Origin of the sequence: Streptomyces sp. CNQ085 (assembly GCF_022614595.1) — a bacterium.
Lineage (GTDB): Bacteria > Actinomycetota > Actinomycetes > Streptomycetales > Streptomycetaceae > Streptomyces.
In genome coordinates this window covers 39,398-56,221 of sequence record NZ_JAJFAU010000011.1, presented here as the reverse complement: position 1 = coordinate 56,221, position 16,824 = coordinate 39,398, and the positions used below count along the sequence as shown (strand labels likewise).

The 16,824-nt window shown below is 72.7% G+C and carries 16 protein-coding genes; 4 read left to right on the top strand and 12 right to left on the bottom strand.

All coding sequences use genetic code 11. The features are described 5' to 3' along the window. Positions 1–360 precede the first annotated feature (360 nt). The 11 genes from era to hrcA all read right to left on the bottom strand — a co-directional run bounded on the left by era (position 361) and on the right by hrcA (position 10,538). Complete coding sequence (era, locus tag LJ221_RS04160; protein ID WP_241713799.1) at positions 361–1,332, bottom strand: GTPase Era; 972 nt, start codon at positions 1,330–1,332, stop codon at positions 361–363. Between the two features lie 63 nt (positions 1,333–1,395). Next, positions 1,396–1,761 (bottom strand): cytidine deaminase, encoded by a 366-nt coding sequence (locus LJ221_RS04155; protein WP_241713797.1) that lies wholly within the window; start codon positions 1,759–1,761, stop codon positions 1,396–1,398. A 95-nt stretch (positions 1,762–1,856) separates the two neighbouring features. Further along, on the bottom strand, positions 1,857–3,224 hold the full coding sequence (locus LJ221_RS04150; protein ID WP_241713795.1) for a hemolysin family protein: 1,368 nt from the start codon (positions 3,222–3,224) through the stop codon (positions 1,857–1,859). Beyond that, positions 3,221–3,718: an rRNA maturation RNase YbeY gene (gene ybeY, locus LJ221_RS04145; protein WP_241713793.1), complete on the bottom strand. Its 498-nt coding sequence runs from the start codon at positions 3,716–3,718 to the stop codon at positions 3,221–3,223. Before ybeY ends, LJ221_RS04150 begins: the two co-directional genes overlap by 4 nt. A 21-nt stretch (positions 3,719–3,739) precedes the next feature. Continuing rightward, a complete protein-coding gene (locus LJ221_RS04140; RefSeq protein ID WP_241713791.1) occupies positions 3,740–4,768 on the bottom strand; it encodes a PhoH family protein in 1,029 nt (342 codons plus the stop codon). Positions 4,769–4,963: 195 nt separating this feature from the next. Further along, positions 4,964–6,034, bottom strand: coding sequence for a PfkB family carbohydrate kinase (locus tag LJ221_RS04135; RefSeq protein WP_241713789.1), 1,071 nt, complete (start codon positions 6,032–6,034; stop codon positions 4,964–4,966). A gap of 134 nt (positions 6,035–6,168) precedes the next feature. Then, positions 6,169–7,074, bottom strand: coding sequence for a ribonuclease Z (locus LJ221_RS04130; RefSeq protein WP_241713787.1), 906 nt, complete (start codon positions 7,072–7,074; stop codon positions 6,169–6,171). Positions 7,075–7,079: 5 nt separating this feature from the next. After that, positions 7,080–7,454, bottom strand: coding sequence for a histidine triad nucleotide-binding protein (locus tag LJ221_RS04125; RefSeq protein WP_241713785.1), 375 nt, complete (start codon positions 7,452–7,454; stop codon positions 7,080–7,082). Positions 7,455–7,531: 77 nt separating this feature from the next. Further along, positions 7,532–8,281, bottom strand: a complete 750-nt coding sequence (locus LJ221_RS04120) for a 16S rRNA (uracil(1498)-N(3))-methyltransferase (RefSeq protein ID WP_241713783.1) — start codon at positions 8,279–8,281, stop codon at positions 7,532–7,534. 112 nt (positions 8,282–8,393) lie between these two features. Continuing rightward, a complete protein-coding gene (gene dnaJ, locus LJ221_RS04115; protein WP_241713781.1) occupies positions 8,394–9,521 on the bottom strand; it encodes a molecular chaperone DnaJ in 1,128 nt (375 codons plus the stop codon). Next, positions 9,522–10,538, bottom strand: a complete 1,017-nt coding sequence (hrcA, locus tag LJ221_RS04110) for a heat-inducible transcriptional repressor HrcA (RefSeq protein WP_241713779.1) — start codon at positions 10,536–10,538, stop codon at positions 9,522–9,524. Positions 10,539–10,777: 239 nt separating this feature from the next. Here hrcA and LJ221_RS04105 point away from each other — a divergent pair, with 239 nt between their 5' ends. The 4 genes from LJ221_RS04105 (at position 10,778) to LJ221_RS04090 (ending at position 14,837) form a co-directional block, all read left to right on the top strand. Then, positions 10,778–11,443, top strand: a complete 666-nt coding sequence (locus LJ221_RS04105; protein WP_241713806.1) for an MBL fold metallo-hydrolase — start codon at positions 10,778–10,780, stop codon at positions 11,441–11,443. Positions 11,444–11,517: 74 nt separating this feature from the next. Next, the gene (locus LJ221_RS04100) at positions 11,518–12,387 is read left to right on the top strand and encodes a DUF3097 domain-containing protein (protein ID WP_241713777.1); all 870 of its coding nucleotides are present in this window, start codon (positions 11,518–11,520) and stop codon (positions 12,385–12,387) included. Between the two features lie 49 nt (positions 12,388–12,436). After that, positions 12,437–13,669, top strand: coding sequence for a radical SAM family heme chaperone HemW (gene hemW, locus LJ221_RS04095; protein ID WP_241713775.1), 1,233 nt, complete (start codon positions 12,437–12,439; stop codon positions 13,667–13,669). 334 nt (positions 13,670–14,003) lie between these two features. After that, the gene (locus LJ221_RS04090; protein WP_241713773.1) at positions 14,004–14,837 is read left to right on the top strand and encodes an SAM-dependent methyltransferase; all 834 of its coding nucleotides are present in this window, start codon (positions 14,004–14,006) and stop codon (positions 14,835–14,837) included. Between the two features lie 81 nt (positions 14,838–14,918). Here the strand turns inward: LJ221_RS04090 and LJ221_RS04085 are convergent, their stop codons facing one another. Next, positions 14,919–16,808 (bottom strand): long-chain fatty acid--CoA ligase, encoded by a 1,890-nt coding sequence (locus tag LJ221_RS04085; RefSeq protein ID WP_241713771.1) that lies wholly within the window; start codon positions 16,806–16,808, stop codon positions 14,919–14,921. Positions 16,809–16,824: the final 16 nt, after the last annotated feature.

Genomic DNA, 16,824 nt, shown 5'->3' with positions numbered 1-16,824 from the left:
GGCTTCTGTGCCACCGTGGCCGCGGTGACGGGCGTGGGGCGGCCTACGCGGGAGGAATCACTGCTCATGTGGACTGGGCTCCTGTGGAGGGCGATGGGCTTCGAATACGCTCTTCGAACGCTTTCCCGAAGGGACCGACGACGGCATCACCGAACTCCGCGGGGAGGGGGTCGGCCGTATGACTACAGGCCCTCACCGCGGCAGCTAAGGAGAAGCAGCCCAAAACGCATGATGCGAGTCAGCGTAACCGAGGCGGACGGTGCGTGGCGGCGCGTATCAGTATGCGAGAACTCACATGAATGAGCACAGGGACCGGGGACCGGGGCCCGCTCGTGAAAGCCGTGCCCCGGAAGCGGCGCCCTAGAAACCGAGCCTGCGCAGCTGCTTGGGGTCGCGCTGCCAGTCCTTGGCGACCTTGACGTGCAGGTCGAGGTAGACGGGAGTGCCCAGCAGCGCCTCGATCTGCTTGCGGGACTTGGTACCGACCTCCTTGAGCCGGCTGCCCTTGGGGCCGATGACGATGCCCTTCTGGCTGGGGCGCTCGATGAAGACGTTGGCGTGGACGTCCAGCAGCGGCCGGTCCGCCGGGCGTCCCTCGCGCGGCGTCATCTCCTCCACCACCACGGCGATGGAGTGCGGCAGCTCGTCGCGCACCCCCTCCAGCGCCGCCTCGCGGATCAGCTCGGCGACCATGACCTGCTCGGGCTCGTCGGTGAGGTCGCCGTCCGGGTAGAGCTGCGGGCCCTCGGGCAGGAGGGGCACGAGCAGGTCGGCCAGCAGGCCCACCTGGTCGCCCGCGGTGGCGGAGACCGGAACGATCTCGGCCCACTCGATGCCCAGCTCCTTGCCGAGCCGGTCGACGGCCACGAGCTGCTCGGCCAGCGCTTTGGAGTCCACCAGGTCGGTCTTGGTGACGATCGCGACCTTCGGGGTGCGCTTCAGGGCCGCCAGCTCTCCCGCGATGAAGCGGTCGCCGGGGCCGATCCTCTGGTCGGCCGGCAGGCAGAAGCCGATCACGTCGACCTCGGCCCAGGTGGTGCGCACCACGTCGTTGAGACGCTCGCCGAGCAGGGTGCGCGGCTTGTGCAGACCGGGGGTGTCCACCAGGACGAGCTGCGCGTCGGGGCGGTGGACGATGCCGCGCACGGTGTGGCGGGTGGTCTGCGGGCGGTTGGAGGTGATCGCGACCTTCGTTCCCACCAGGGCGTTGGTGAGGGTCGACTTGCCCGCGTTGGGGCGGCCGACGAAGCAGGCGAAGCCCGCGCGGTGCGGCGCGGGTTCCGCCTGCTGCTCGGATCGGGGGGAGGGGGAACGGTCGCTCATGGTGGCCATTCTCCCCGATCCGCAGGGCGCCTCCGTACCGGCCGGCGCGCTCTCCCCCCCCGCCCGGCGGTTTCAGCCCGCGGTGACGGTGGAGCGGACCGCGCCGTCGGGGCCGGCCAGCAGCACCGGGGTGGCCGGACCGCCCAGGTCGTGGACGGCGGCGAGGTCCGCGGAGGGCACGGCGGGCGCCTCGGAGACCACGGCCGCGGCCTCCAGGGACTTGGCCCCGGAGGCCACCGCCATCGCGACGGCCGTCCGCAGCGCGCTCAGCCGGAGCGACTTCAGGGCGACGGTTCCGGCCACGTACGTGCGCCCGGTCTCGTCGCGTACGGCCGCACCCTCGGGCACGGCGTTGCGGGCCCGCGCGCTGCGCGCGAGGGTGACGATCTTGCGGTCTTCGGGATCCAGATCGGCGGCTTCGCTCATGCGGGTGAGCATATGTGCTCACCCGCGCCGAGGGGCGGCCCAGGCCGGGAACGCGTGGATTGCGCCCTCGCCTCCCTCCGGCCGCCTCCTCCCGCGGGCTCCGGCCGTCAGCCACCGGTCCCGGCCGCCTCGTCCTCCGGCTCCGGCGCGGGGACGCGGACCGGCTCGACCAGGACCGTGACGATGCGGTTGCGGCGGCCCGCCGGGGACTCGGCGGTCAGCCGCAGGCCGCGCGGCGCCGGATCGCCCTGGCGGTCCGCGTGGTGGCCGCCGCGGTGCTCCCCGCGCCCCTCGGACACCTCCACCGTCGCCGTGGCACCCGCGATGGGGACGCGGCCCAGGAGCTTGGCCAGCAGTCCGCCGACCGTCTCCACGTCCTCGTCCTCCAGGTCCAGGCCGTACAGCTCACCCAGGTCGCCCAGGTCCAGGCGGGCGGTGACCCGGTGGCGGCCGTCGCCCAGGTCCTCGACGGGCGGCAGCTCCCGGTCGTACTCGTCGGTGATCTCGCCGACGATCTCCTCCAGGATGTCCTCGATGGTGACGATCCCGGCGGTGCCGCCGTACTCGTCGATCACGACGGCGACGTGGGTGCGGTCCTTCTGCATCTCGCGCAGCAGGTCGCCGGCGTTCTTGGTGTCGGGGACGAAGGCCGCCGGACGCATGGCCGTGGAGATCAGGTCGTTCTCGGTGTCGCGGTTGATGTGGACCTTGCGGGAGAGGTCCTTGAGGTAGACGATGCCGATGACGTCGTCCTCGTTCTCGCCGGTCACCGGGATGCGGGAGAAGCCCGAGCGCAGGGCCAGGGTGAGCGCCTGGCGGATGGTCTTGAACCGCTCGATGGAGACCAGCTCGGTGCGCGGCACCATCACCTCGCGCACCAGGGTGTCGCCCAGCTCGAAGACGGAGTGCACCATACGGCGCTCCTCGTCCTCGATCAGCGCCTCCCGCCCGGCCAGGTCGACCATGGCCCGCAGTTCGGCCTCGGTGGCGAACGGGCCCTTGCGGAAGCCCTTGCCCGGGGTCAGGGCGTTGCCCAGGAGGATCAGCAGCTGCGGCAGCGGACCGAGCACACGTGCCAGCGGCAGCAGCACGTACGCGGCGGCCGTGGCGGTGTTCAGCGGGTGCTGGCGGCCGATGGTGCGCGGCGAGACGCCGACGGCGACGTAGGAGACGAGCACCATCACGCCGCCGGCCGCCGACAGCGCCTGCCAGGTGACCTCGAAGGTGTGCAGGAAGCCGTAGGTGACCAGGACTCCGGCCGACATCTCGGCGGTCACCCGCAGCAGCAGGGCGAGGTTGAGGTACCGGGTGGGGTCGGCCGCGACGGCGGCCAGCTTGCCCCCGCCGCGCCGCCCGGAGCGTACGGCCTCCTCCGCGCGGTAGCTGGTGGTGCTGGCCAGGCCGGCCTCGGCACAGGCGGCCAGCCAGGCGAGACCGACCAGCAGGACCGCCGCGGCGATCAGCGGGGCGCTCATGCCGTCGTCGGGGCCGGGGAGGGCCCTTCCAGGCCGCGCTCGGCGCGCCAGCCGTCGACGATCGCCGCCTGGAGGCCGAACATCTCGGTCCGCTCACCGGGCGTCTCATGGTCGTAGCCGAGCAGGTGGAGCATCCCGTGGACGGTGAGCATCTGCAGCTCCTCGTCCATGGAGTGCTTCGTCGGGGCGTCGGCGCCCTGCTTCTCGGCGACGTCGGGGCAGAGCACGATGTCGCCGAGAAGGCCCTGCGGGGGCTCGTCCTCGTCCTTGGAAGGCGGGCGCAGCTCGTCCATGGGGAAGGACATCACGTCGGTCGGGCCGGGGAGGTCCATCCACTGCTTGTGGAGCTGCTCCATGGCGTCGGTGTCGACGGCGATCACCGACAGCTCCGACAGCGGGTGGATGCGCATCCGGGCGAGGGCGTAGCGGGCGATACCGAGGATCGCCCGCTCGTCGATCTCGCGGCCGGACTCGTTGTTGACGTCGATCGACATGTGGATGGCGGTTGCTTTCCGTTACTTTCGGTCACTGCCGTCGGTGGTTCCGTGGCTGTCGTCGTAGCGCTGGTAGGCGTCGACGATACGGCCGACCAGCTTGTGCCGCACGACGTCGGTGCTGGTGAGCCGCGAGAAGTGGACGTCCTCCACGCCCTCGAGGATCCCCTGTACCTGGCGCAGGCCGCTTCTGGTGCCGCCGGGCAGGTCGACCTGGGTGACATCGCCGGTGATCACGATCTTGGAGTCGAAGCCGAGCCGGGTGAGGAACATCTTCATCTGCTCGGGATTGGTGTTCTGAGCCTCGTCCAGGATGATGAAGGCGTCGTTGAGCGTACGGCCGCGCATGTACGCCAGCGGCGCGACCTCGATCGTCCCGGCGGCCATCAGGCGCGGGATGGAGTCGGGGTCGAGCATATCGTGCAGCGCGTCGTACAGCGGCCGCAGGTACGGGTCGATCTTCTCGTAGAGCGTGCCGGGCAGGAAGCCCAGCCGCTCCCCCGCCTCGACGGCGGGCCGGGTCAGGATGATGCGGGTGACCTGCTTGGACTGCAGGGCCTGCACCGCCTTGGCCATGGCGAGGTAGGTCTTGCCGGTGCCCGCCGGGCCGATGCCGAAGACGACGGTGTGCTTGTCGATCGCGTCCACGTAGCGCTTCTGGTTGAGCGTCTTGGGGCGGATCGTACGGCCGCGGTTGGACAGGATGTTCTGCGTCAGCACCTCGGCCGGTGTCTCGGCGCCGCCGTCCTCCGCGTCGCGGAGCATGGCGACCGATCGTTCCACCGCGTCCTCGGTCAGCGGCTGGCCGGTGCGCAGCACCAGCATCATCTCGTCGAACAACCGCTGGACGAGTTCGACCTCCGCCGCCTCGCCGGTCGCGGTGATCTCGTTCCCGCGAACGTGGATGTCCGTCGACGGGAAGGCTTTCTCGATCACACGGAGGAGGGAGTCGCCGGAACCCAGCACCGTCACCATCGGGTGCTTGGCCGGGACGGTGAAACGGGCACTCGCTTGGGTGGACCGTGCCTGGTCCGTCTGTGTCTGAGTCATGGGCCGGCTCTGTGGCCTGCGCGTCCCTCTCTGTCGCTGCTGTGCCGCCGGTCTGTCTCCGCCGCGCGCCTGGACTTCCAGGGTACGACGTGACGCTGACAGGTCAGTAGCGATTTGTATGCCCGGACCGCGGCCCGGTCCGGCGCCCCGGCGCCACGGGAGACCCGGGGCGGGCTTCCGCCGGCCCGGGGCGGGTCACGGCCGGCGGAAGCCGATGGTCGGTACCGCGCGGCGCAGCGGCCACGGCCGGGCGCAGCCGGGCAGCAGGGCGTCCAGGAAGCCGTAACGGCTCAGGGCGGCCGGATCCTGCTCGTCGAAGTCGCGCACACGCTGCCACCAGGCGGCGATCTCGACCCATCCCGGCGCGGACAGCGAGCCGCCGAACTCCTGCACCGACAGGGCGGCGGTCAGCCCGGCGAAGGCCAGCCTGTCGGCCAGCGGCCAGTCGGCCAGGGTGCCGGCGACGAAACCGGCCACGAACACGTCCCCGGCTCCGGTGGGGTCCAGCGCCTCCACCGAGATGGCGGGCACCTCGGCCGTCTCACCCGTGGCGCCGTCCACCGCGACGGCGCCCTCGGACCCCATGGTCACCACGGCCAGCGGCACCTTCTCGGCGAGGCGGCGGGCGGCGGCGCGGGGGCAGTCGGTGCGGGTGTAGCCCATCGCCTCCCCGGCGTTGGGCAGGAACGCCTCGCAGTGCTCCAGGTCGGCGAGGTCGTCCGGGTCCCAGCGGCCGGTCTCGTCCCAGCCGATGTCGGCGAAGACCCGGCTGCCGGACCGGGCCGCCCGGGCGATCCACTCCTGGCGCCTGCCGGGCCGGAGGGAGGCGACACAGGCGCGGGCGGCGGGCGGGTCGCCGGGGACGGGCTCCTCGGGCCGGGGGGCCTCGTGCCCGTGGGAGACCATCGTCCGCTCGCCCTCGTAGGCCATCGAGACGGTGACCGGCGAGTGCCAGCCGGGCGCGGTGCGTGACCGTGACAGGTCGATGCCCTCGCCCTTCTCCAGCGCCTCCCAGCAGTACTCGCCGTACATGTCGTCGCCGAAAGCGGCGGCGAGTGAGGTGTGCAGGCCGAGCCGGGCCAGGGCGGTGGCCATGTTGGCGACGCCGCCGGGACTCGACCCCATGCCCCGCGCCCAGGACTCGGTGCCGCGCACCGGTGCCGAGTCCAGACCGGTGAAGATGATGTCCAGGAAGACCGTCCCGGTCAGATAGACATCGCAGAGCGGGTCGTCGGGGGTGCGGAGTGAGGCGAGCGGGTCGAGCATGCGGCCAGTGTGCACGATCGGCGCGGAAAGCCGGCGGCGGTTTGCGAACGGCTCACCAGCACGGTAAGGAGGGGGCCTCCCGGCACGGGTCGGGACGGGCCGGTGCGGCGCGGGGAGAGTACGGGCGGCGGCGGTCAGCGCCGCCGGGGCAGCGGCACCCGCATCAGGTCCTCGGCCACGGTCAGCTCCCCGGCGAACCCCGCCTCCCTGGCCTGGACGGCGAACCGGGCCGGGTCGTCGTAGCGCTGCGAGAAGTGCGTGAGCACCAGGTGCCGCACCCCCGCCCGCGCCGCGACGGAGGCCGCCTGGCCCGCGGTGAGATGGCCGTACTCCCGCGCCAGGGCCTCCTCGTCGTCGAGGAAGGTCGCCTCGATGACCAGCATGTCGCAGCCCTCGGCCAGCGCGTGCACGCCGTCGCACAGCCGGGTGTCCATCACGAAGGCGAAGCGCTGGCCGGGGCGGGTCTCGCTCACCTCGTCCAGGGAGACCCCGCGCAGTTCCCCCTCGCGCCGGATGCGGCCGACGTCCGGGCCCGAGATGCCGCGGGCGGCGAGCCGCTCGGGCAGCATCCGGCGTCCGTCGGGCTCGACCAGGCGGTAGCCGTAGGACTCCACCGGATGGGACAGGCGCCGCGCCTGGAGCGTGTACGCGGCGGTGGCGGCCACCGTGCCGTCGGCGCCGACCGGCTCCTCGCGCAGTTCGGCCGTCTCGCGGTAGGCGGTGGCGTACCGCAGGCGGTCGAAGAAACGCTGCCCGCTCGCCGGGTAGTGCGCCGTGACCGGGTGCGGGACCCGGTCGAGGTTGATGCGCTGGATGACCCCGGCCAGGCCCAGGCTGTGGTCGCCGTGGAAGTGGGTGACGCACAGCCGGGTGAGGTCGTGGGCGGCCACGCCCGCGCGGAGCATCTGGCGCTGGGTGCCCTCGCCGGGGTCGAACAGCAGCGCCTCACCATCCCAGCGCAGAACGTAGCCGTTGTGGTTGCGCCGACGGGTGGGCACCTGGCTGGCCGTGCCCAGCACGACCAGTTCACGTACGGACAACGGACTTATCCGGGGGGCCAGTTCAGGCCGCGTCCGCCCAGGACGTGGGCGTGCGCGTGCCAGACGGTCTGCCCGGCGCCCGCACCGGTGTTGAACACGATCCGGTAGCCGACGGTGGCGCCCCCGGGCGGGGCGATGTTCTCCTGCGCGGCGACCTCGCCCGCCGCGCGCAGCACGTCGGCGGCCAGCTGCGGGGCGGCGGCGGCCAGCGCGGCGGCGTCGGAGTGGTGCTCCTTGGGGATCACCAGCACATGGGTGGGCGCCTGCGGGTTGATGTCCCGGAAGGCGAGCGTGGTGTCGGTCTCCTGGACGATCGTCGCCGGGACGTCCCCCGCCACGATCTTGCAGAACAGGCAGTCCGCCTGCGGTTCCTCCGCCACGGTGGCGCCTCCCGCTGTGAGGTGGGTCGATCGGTGGTCACGCAGCGCCGATCGTACCCCGGCCGCGACACGGGTGATCAGGACCAGCGGCCGGTACGTCCCAGCAGCAGCGCCGCCGCCGCCGTACCCGCCGTGGAGGTGCGCAGCACGCTCGGGCCCAGCCGGTACGGGCGCGCGCCGGCCCGCTCGAACGCCTCCAGCTCCTCGGGGGCGACCCCGCCCTCCGGACCGACGACGAGTACCAGCTCGCCCCCGGCCGGCAGCCCGGCGGTCGCCAGCGGGAGCGAGCCCTCCTCGTGGAGGACCGCGGCGAAGGCGGCGGACGACAGCAGCGGGAGCAGTTGCCGGGTGCCGGCCGGGTCGGCGACCTCCGGGAAGCGCAGCCTGCGCGACTGCTTGCCGGCCTCGCGCGCGGTGGAACGCCACTTGCGCAGCGCCTTCTGCCCGCGCTCGCCCCGCCACCGCGTGACGCAGCGCGACGCGGACCAGGGCACGATCGCGTCCACGCCCGTCTCCGTCATCGTCTCCACGGCCAGCTCGCCGCGGTCGCCCTTGGGCAGGGCCTGGACGACGGTGATCCGCGGGTACGGCTCCGGCTCGGTGCGCACCTCGGTGACGGCGACCTCCAGGCGGTCCTTCCCCCCGACGGCCGTGACGGTGCCGAAGGCCCCGGTGCCCGCCCCGTCGGTGAGGACGACCCCCTCGCCCGCGCGCAGCCGCCGTACCGCGACGGCGTGCCTGCCCTCGGGTCCCTCCAGCACCAGCACGGCGCCGGGGACGGCACCGGCCAGGAGGGCGCTCTCGGCCAGGAAGACGGGGGCGGTCACGCGGACCGCCGGGCGGGGCGCTCCGGCCGGGCGGCCGGGGTGATCAGCTCGGTGGGCATGGCGGCATCCTGCCATGCCCACCGGAGGCCGGCCGTCCTGCCCCACGACCGCCTCAACGCCCGTTGAACGCGTCCTTCAGCCGCGAGAACAGCCCCTGCTGCCCCGGCTGGAACTGGCCCGTGGGCCGCTCCTCGCCGCGCAGCTTGGCCAGACGGCGCAGCAGCTCCTCCTGCTCCGGGTCCAGCTTGTTCGGCGTCTGGACCTCCACGTGGACGACCAGGTCGCCGCGGCCGCCGCCGCGCAGGTGCGTCACACCGCGCTGGTGGAGCGGGACGGACTGGCCGGACTGGGTGCCGGGCCGGATGTCGACCTCGTCCATGCCGTCCAGCGTCTTCAGCGGGACCTTGGTACCCAGCGCCGCCGCCGTCATGGGGATGGTGACCGTACAGTGCAGATCGTCGCCGCGCCGCTGGAAGACCGGGTGCGGCGCCTCGTGGATCTCGACGTACAGGTCGCCCGCCGGACCGCCGCCCGGGCCGACCTCGCCCTCGCCGGCGAGCTGGATGCGGGTGCCGTCGTCGACGCCGGCCGGGATCTTCACCGTCAGGTTGCGCCGCGAGCGCACCCGGCCGTCGCCCGCGCACTCCGGGCAGGGGGTGGGCACGACCGTGCCGAAGCCCTGGCACTGGGGGCAGGGGCGCGAGGTCATGACCTGGCCCAGGAAGGACCGGGTGACCTGCGAGACCTCTCCGCGTCCGCGGCACATGTCGCACGTCTGCGCGGAGGTGCCCGGGGCCGCCCCCTCACCGCTGCACGTGGTGCAGACGACCGCCGTGTCCACCTGGATGTCCTTGGTGGTGCCGAAGGCCGCCTCGTCCAGCTCGATGTCGAGCCGGATCATGGCGTCCTGGCCGCGCCGGGTGCGGGACCTCGGCCCGCGCTGGGAGGCGGAGCCGAAGAAGGCGTCCATGATGTCGGAGAAGTTGTTGAAGCCCCCGCCGAACCCGCCGCCCCGGCCCGCGCCGCCGGCGGGATCGCCGCCGAGGTCGTACATCTGCTTCTTCTGCGGGTCGGAGAGCACCTCGTAGGCGGTGTTGATCTCCTTGAACCGCTCCTGCGTCTTCGGATCCGGGTTGACGTCAGGGTGCAGTTCGCGCGCGAGCCTGCGGAAGGCCTTCTTGATCTCGTCCTGTGAGGCATCGCGCTGCACGCCCAGGACCGCGTAGTAGTCGGTTGCCACTTACGACTCCGCGAGAATCTGTCCGACGTAACGTGCCACTGCGCGTACCGCTCCCATCGTTCCGGGGTAGTCCATGCGGGTCGGCCCGACCACACCGAGCTTGGCGACCGCCTCGTCTCCCGAACCGTAACCGACCGAGACGACCGACGTGGAGGTCAGTCCCTCGTGAACGTTCTCATGGCCGATTCGCACCGTCATGCCCGGGTCCTTCGCCTCGCCCAGCAGCTTGAGCAGGACGACCTGCTCCTCCAGAGCTTCCAGCACCGGCCGGATGGTCAGCGGGAAGTCGTGCACGAAGCGGGTGAGATTGGCGGTGCCGCCGATCATCAGCCGCTCCTCGGTCTCCTCCACCAGTGTCTCCAGGAGGGTGGCGAGCACCGTCGAGACCGTGCCGCGGTCCTCGGAGTCGAAGGACTCCGGCAGGTCCTGCACCAGCCCGGGCACCTCGGAGAAGCGCTCGCCGACGACCCGGCTGTTGAGCCGGGCGCGCAGATCGGCCAGGGACGACTCGGAGACGGGCGCCGGGCAGTCCACCAACCGCTGCTCGACCCGCCCGGTGTCCGTGATCAGTACGAGCATCAGACGCGCGGGGGCCAGGAGCAGCAGTTCGACGTGGCGGACGGTCGAGCGGGTCAGCGAGGGGTACTGGACGACGGCGACCTGCCTGGTGAGCTGGGCCAGCAGCCGCACGGTGCGGCTGACGACGTCGTCGAGGTCGACGGCGTCCTCCAGGAAGTTCTGGATCGCCCGGCGCTCCGGCTTGGACAGCGGCTTGACGCCCGCCAGCCTGTCGACGAACAGACGGTAGCCCTTGTCGGTGGGCACTCGGCCGGCGCTGGTGTGGGGCTGGGCGATGTACCCCTCGTCCTCCAGGGCCGCCATGTCGTTGCGCACGGTGGCCGGGGAGACCTGGAGGTTGTGCCGCTCGGTCAGCGCCTTGGAACCCACCGGCTCCTGCGTGCCCACGTAGTCCTGGACGATGGCGCGCAGGACTTCGAGTCTGCGTTCACTGGGCATCTGGGCGCACCTCCCGTCCGGCCGTCTCGTCCGTTCCTCACCCCTGGCACTCTCAACCGGTGAGTGCCAGTCACCCTGTGCCAGTGTACGGCCGGTGACCACGGCCAGGGCAAGGGCGGGCGCCGACCGGAAGGGCGATCCGCACCACATCCCGGCGGGCACCGCCCGCGTGATGGCACTAGCGTCGCGGTGTGGAGACCGATTGGGAAGAGCTGTCACCCGGAGTCGTACGCCGCCGCATGCCCGGCTGGGACGAGACGGTCGGGGCCGTCGCGGGCGGGACCGGGATACTGGTGGTCGACACGGGCGCGACGCTGGGTGACGGCGCGCGCGTCCGGCGGTACCTGCACGATCGCTTCGGGCTGCCGGTGACCCACGTGGCGCTGACCCATCCGCACTTCGACCACGTCCTGGGCGCCTCGGCCTTCGCCGGGGTGGAGGTCTACGGGGCGGTGGGGATCGAGGACCTGCTGGTCCACTCGAAGGACGAGTTGCGCCAGGACGCCGTGCGGCACGGCGCGGACCCGCGGGAGGCGGCCGAGGCTGTCGACGTACTCGTCCACCCGCACCACCGGGTGGCCGGCGAGCTGACCGTCCGGCTGGGCGGCCGGGAGGCGCTCCTGGCCAATGTCGGCCCGGCGCACACCGCCCACGACCTGGCCGTCGTGGTCCCCGGCCTGCCGGGCGGGCCGGACGTGGTCTTCTGCGGTGACCTGGTGGAGGAGTCCGGCGAGCCGCAGGCGGGCCCGGACTCCCACCCCGTCCACTGGCCGGCCGCGCTGGACCGGCTGCTCGCCCTGGGCGGCGAGGACGCGCGGTACGTACCGGGCCACGGGGCGGTGGTGGACGCCGCCTTCGTCCGCGCCCAGCGCGACGCGCTGGCGGAACGCTTCGGCACGGTGTGACGGACGCCGCGGCGGGTTCCGCGGAGGGACCCGTCTCAGGTTTCACGGTGGGGATCACGTAACACAATGACCGCATGCGCAGCAGACGGTACGGCCCCGACCTGACCCCTCCGTGGAAGCGGACCTCCGGCAACCACGGGCCCGCGCCCGAGGTGCCCGTCGAGCCGGATCTGGTGGTGGAGGAGGTCACGACCGGCTTCTGCGGGGCGGTGGTGCGCTGTGAGAGGACGGCGCAGGGTTTCACCGTCACGCTGGAGGACCGCTTCGGCAAGTGCCGGGTCTTCCCGATGGAGCCGCGCGGCTTCCTGCTGGAGGGCAGGGCCGTCACCCTCGTCCGGCCGCGGGCGGTGGCCCCGCCCGCTCCGGTGGCGCCCCGGCGCACGGCCTCGGGGTCGGTGGCGGTGCCGGGCGCCCGCGCGCGGGTGGCGCGGGCGGGGCGCATCTACGTCGAGGGGCGCCACGACGCGGAGCTGGTGGAGAAGGTCTGGGGCGACGACCTGCGGGTCGAGGGCGTGGTCGTGGAGTACCTGGAGGGCGTGGACGACCTGACGGCGGTCGTGGAGGCCTTCGGCCCCACTCCCGAAGCCCGGCTGGGGGTGCTGGTGGACCATCTGGTGCCCGGTTCCAAGGAGTCCCGGATCGCCGCCGAGGTCACCGGTGAGAACGTGCTGGTCGTCGGCCACCCGTACATCGACGTCTGGGAGGCGGTGAAGCCGTCCGCGCTGGGTATCGGCGCCTGGCCCCGGGTGCCGCGCGGCCGGGACTGGAAGACGGGGGTGTGCCGGGCGCTGGGCTGGCCGGAGAACACCGGCGCGGCGTGGAAGCGGATCCTGGGGAGCGTACGCGACTACACGGATCTGGAGCCGGGGCTGCTCGGCCCGGTCGAGCGGCTGATCGACCACGTCACGGTGGGCGGGCCGGCGGGCGGACCGGTCGGTCCCTGAGCCTTCGGGGCGGGGACCGGTCCGGGCCGGGTGCGGGACAATGGTCCCCATGCCTTCCGCACCGCCCGACGGCGAGCCCGTCCCCGCCGACGGTTCCCTGCCCGCGCACGCCCTGGCCGGCGCGGCGCGGCGCCCCCTCGGCTTCTACCTGCACGTGCCCTACTGCGCGACGCGCTGCGGCTACTGCGACTTCAACACCTACACCGCGAGCGAGCTGCGCGGCTCCGGCGGCGCGCTCGCCTCGCGGGACAACTACGCGGGGACGCTGGCCGAGGAGGTGCGGCTGGCGCGCAAGGTCCTCGGCGACGACCCCCGGCCGGTGGAAACGGTCTTCGTCGGCGGCGGCACCCCCACCCTGCTGCCCGCCGCCGACCTGGGGCGGACGCTGGCCGTGGTCCGGGAGGAATTCGGGCTGGCGGAAGGCGCCGAGATCACCACGGAGGCCAATCCGGAGTCCGTCGACCCGGCCTACCTGGCCGAGCTGCGCGAGGCGGGCTTCAACCGGATCTCCTTCGGCATGCAGAGTGCCCGGCGCCATGTGCTGTCCGTGCTGGACCGCACCCACACCCCCGGCCGTCCCGAGGCATGCGTGGCCGAGGCCCGCGCGGCGGGCTTCGAGCACGTCAACCTGGACCTGATCTACGGCACCCCGGGCGAGAGCGACGACGACTGGCGGGCCTCGCTGGAGGCCGCCCTCGGCGCCGGCCCCGACCACGTCTCGGCGTACGCGCTGATCGTGGAGGACGGCACGCGGCTTGCCTCCCGCATCCGGCGCGGCGAGGTGCCGATGACGGACGACGACGTGCACGCCGACCGCTACCTGATCGCCGAGGAGATGCTGTCGGCGGCCGGTCTCGACTGGTACGAGGTGTCCAACTGGGCGTCGGCGGAGGCCGCCCGCTGCCGCCACAACGAGCTGTACTGGACGGGCGCCGACTGGTGGGGGGCCGGTCCGGGGGCGCACAGCCACGTCGGCGGAGTGCGCTGGTGGAACGCCAAGCACCCCGGCGCGTACGCCCAGGCGCTTGCCGAGGGCCGTTCACCGGGCGTGGGCCGCGAGGTGCTGGACGACGGGGACCGGCGCGTGGAGCGCGTCCTGCTGGAGCTGCGGCTGGTGGACGGCGTACCGCTGGGCGTCCTGGCCCCGGCCGGGGCGCGCGCCGCCGAGCGGGCGCTGGCGGACGGGCTGCTGCGCCCGGAGGCGTACGAGCGCGGGCGCGCGGCTCTGACCCTGCGTGGCCGCCTGCTGGCCGACGCGGTGGTCCGCGATCTGGTGGACTAGGACCGTGTCAGTCAGGGTTTGCCCGGTGGCGAGGCTCCCCCGGCCTCCGGCCGGGGGACCCCCAGGTGTGTGCGATCGCCGGGCGGCCGGAAGCCGCGTGCAGTCGTCCTGCCCGGGCTTTCGGCCAGGGCGGCGAGCGGGGTGAACCCTGGCCGACGCGGTACTGGCGGCATCCTCACCCCACCGCGCGGAGCGGTGCCGCGCGGAGCGCGTCGGACCCCCGCGGGGCTACTGCCACCGTGCCGCTCCGGTGCCAACCCCCGTCCTCTCGCGGTCAGTTGGGTTACGTTGTGCGATGACCACCGCTGTGATCCGTGACAGGAGGGCCCCTTCCGTGAGCGACCACCCGCCCGCACCCGAACCGCAGGCGCCGCCCGTGATCGACACCACGGTGTCGCACGTGGCGCGGATCTGGAACTACTGGCTGGGAGGGAAGGACAACTACGAGGTCGACCGCGCGGTCGGAGACCAGATCACGGCGATCCTCCCCGACGTGCCCCGGCTGGCCCGCGCCTCCCGGGCCCTCCTCGGCCGGACCGTGCGGTACCTGGTCGCCGAGGCCGGCGTCCGCCAGTTCCTGGATGTCGGCACCGGGCTGCCCACCGTGGACAACACCCACGAGATCGCGCAGCGGCTGGCCCCCGAGTCGCGCGTCGTCTACGTCGACAACGACCCCTTGGTGCTGGCCCACGCCCGAGCCCTGCTCACCAGCTCACCCGAGGGCGTTACCGAGTACATCCACGCCGATCTGCGCGACCCCGACGCGATCCTCCGGGGCGCCGCGACGACACTGGACCTCGCCCGGCCCGTCGCCCTGCTGCTGATGGGCATCATGGAGTTCGTCACCGACGACGACGAGGCGTACGGCATCGTGCGCCGGCTGGTGGAGGCCCTGCCGCCGGGCAGCCACCTGGTGCTGTACGACGGCACCAACGTCATCCACGGCGAGCGGTCGGACAGGATCGTGGAGGTGTGGAACTCCTCCGGCAACGCACCGCTCGTCCTGCGCACCCCCGAGCGGATCGCCGCCTTCTTCGACGGCCTGGAACTGGTGGAGCCCGGGGTGGTGTCGTGCAACCGCTGGCGGCCCGACCCCGCGCGGGAGGGCGGGCCCGGGGAGGGCGAGGAGGAGGTCGACGCCTTCTGCGGTGTGGGACGCAAGCCCTGACGGCCCGCCCGGGGCCCGGAGGGCGGGGGCGCCCGCGGTACGACGTCCCCGGCCCTTCCGTCCCGTTCCGGGCCCCGGACCTCACCCCTCGCGGGCGCCCTCGTACATCTCCTCGATCAGGTGGCCGAACTTCTTCTCCACCGCGGGCCGCTTCAGCTTCAGGCTCGGGGTGAGTTCCCCGTGCTCGATGTCCAGGTCACGCGGCAGGATCCGGAACTTCTTGATCGTCTGCCAGCGCTGGAGGCCTTCGTTGAGGCGCTGGACATAGCCGTCGACGAGCTTGTGCACCTCTTCGGAGCCGACGACCTCCGCGTAGCTCCTGCCACCCATCCCGTGCTCCTCGGCCCAGCCCATGATGGTGGGCTCGTCGAGCGCGATGAGCGCGGTGCAGTAGTTGCGGTCGGCGCCGTGCACCAGGATGTTGGAGACGTAGGGGCAGACCGCCTTGAACTGCCCCTCGACCTCGGCCGGGGCGATGTACTTGCCGCCCGAGGTCTTGATCAGGTCCTTCTTGCGGTCGGTGATCCGCAGGTAGCCGTCCTCCGACAGCTCACCGATGTCGCCGGTGTGGAACCAGCCGTCCTCCTCCAGGACCTCGGCGGTCTTCTCCGGCAGCCTGTGGTAGCCCTGCATGATGCCGGGGCCGCGCAGCAGGATCTCGCCGTCCTCGGCGATGCGCACCTCGGTGCCGGGCAGCGGCTTGCCGACCGTGCCGGTGCGGTACGCCTCGCCGGGGTTGACGAAGCTGGCGGCGCTGGACTCGGTGAGGCCGTAGCCCTCCAGGATGTGGACGCCGGCGCCGGCGAAGAAGTAGCCGATCTCCGGGGCCAGGGCGGCGGAGCCCGAGACGCAGGCGCGCAGCCTTCCGCCGAAGGCCTCGCGGAGCTTGGCGTAGACGAGCTTGTCGGCCACCGCGTGCTTCGCCCTCAGGCCGGCGGGGGCGGAGGCCGTGCCGGTGCGGCGGAAGTTGTCCTGAGTGACCTTGGCGTACTCGCGCGCGACCCCGGCCGCCCACTTGAAGATCTTGTACTTGGCGCCGCCGCCCGCCCGCGCCTTGGCCGCGACCCCGTTGTAGACCTTCTCGAAGATCCGGGGGACGGCGGCCATGTAGGTGGGACGCACGACCGGAAGGTTCTCGATGATCTTGTCGACCCGGCCGTCCACGGCGGTGACGTGGCCGACCTCGATCTGGGCCGCGGTGAGCACCTTGCCGAACACGTGTGCCAGCGGCAGCCACAGGTACTGTACGTCGGCGGCGCGGACCAGCTCCGTCGCGGCGATGGCCTTGGCCATGTAGGACCAGGCGTCGTGCGGCAACCGCACGCCCTTGGGCCGGCCGGTGGTGCCGGAGGTGTAGATCAGGGTGGCGAGCTGGTCGGGGCGCAGGGCGCCGACGGTCTCCCTGACCGCCTCGGGGTGCTTCTCCAGGTACGCCTCGCCTCGCCTGCGCAGCTCGTCCAGCGACAGCACCCAGCCCTCCGGGTCGCCCTCGGCGGCCACGGCGCCCTCCGCCTCGATGACGACGACATGGGCGAGGTCCGGCAGCTCCGTGCGGCACTCACGGGCCTTGGCGAGCTGCCCGGCGTCCTCGGCGATCAGCACGCGGCTCTCGGAGTCGGCGAGGATGTAGGCGGTCTCCTCGGCGTTGGTGCTGGGGTAGACGGTCGTGGTGGCCGCTCCGGCGCACAGCACACCCAGGTCGCACAGGATCCAGTCGGCCCTGGTGTCTGAGGCGATGGCGACCCGTTCCTCGGGCCTCACACCCAGGTCCATCAGGCCCGCGGCGATCGCGAAGACGCGCCGCGCGGCCTCGCCCCAGGTGTGGGAACGCCACTCGTCCGGCCCCCGGCCCGAGGCGGGGGGCACGGGATAGCGGTACGCCTCGCCGTCCGGGGTCGCCTCGATGCGCTCCAGGAAGAGGTTGGCCACCGAGGGCGGACGGTTCTGGATCAGGGACTGGTTGTCGCTCACAACATCCTCCGGGGCC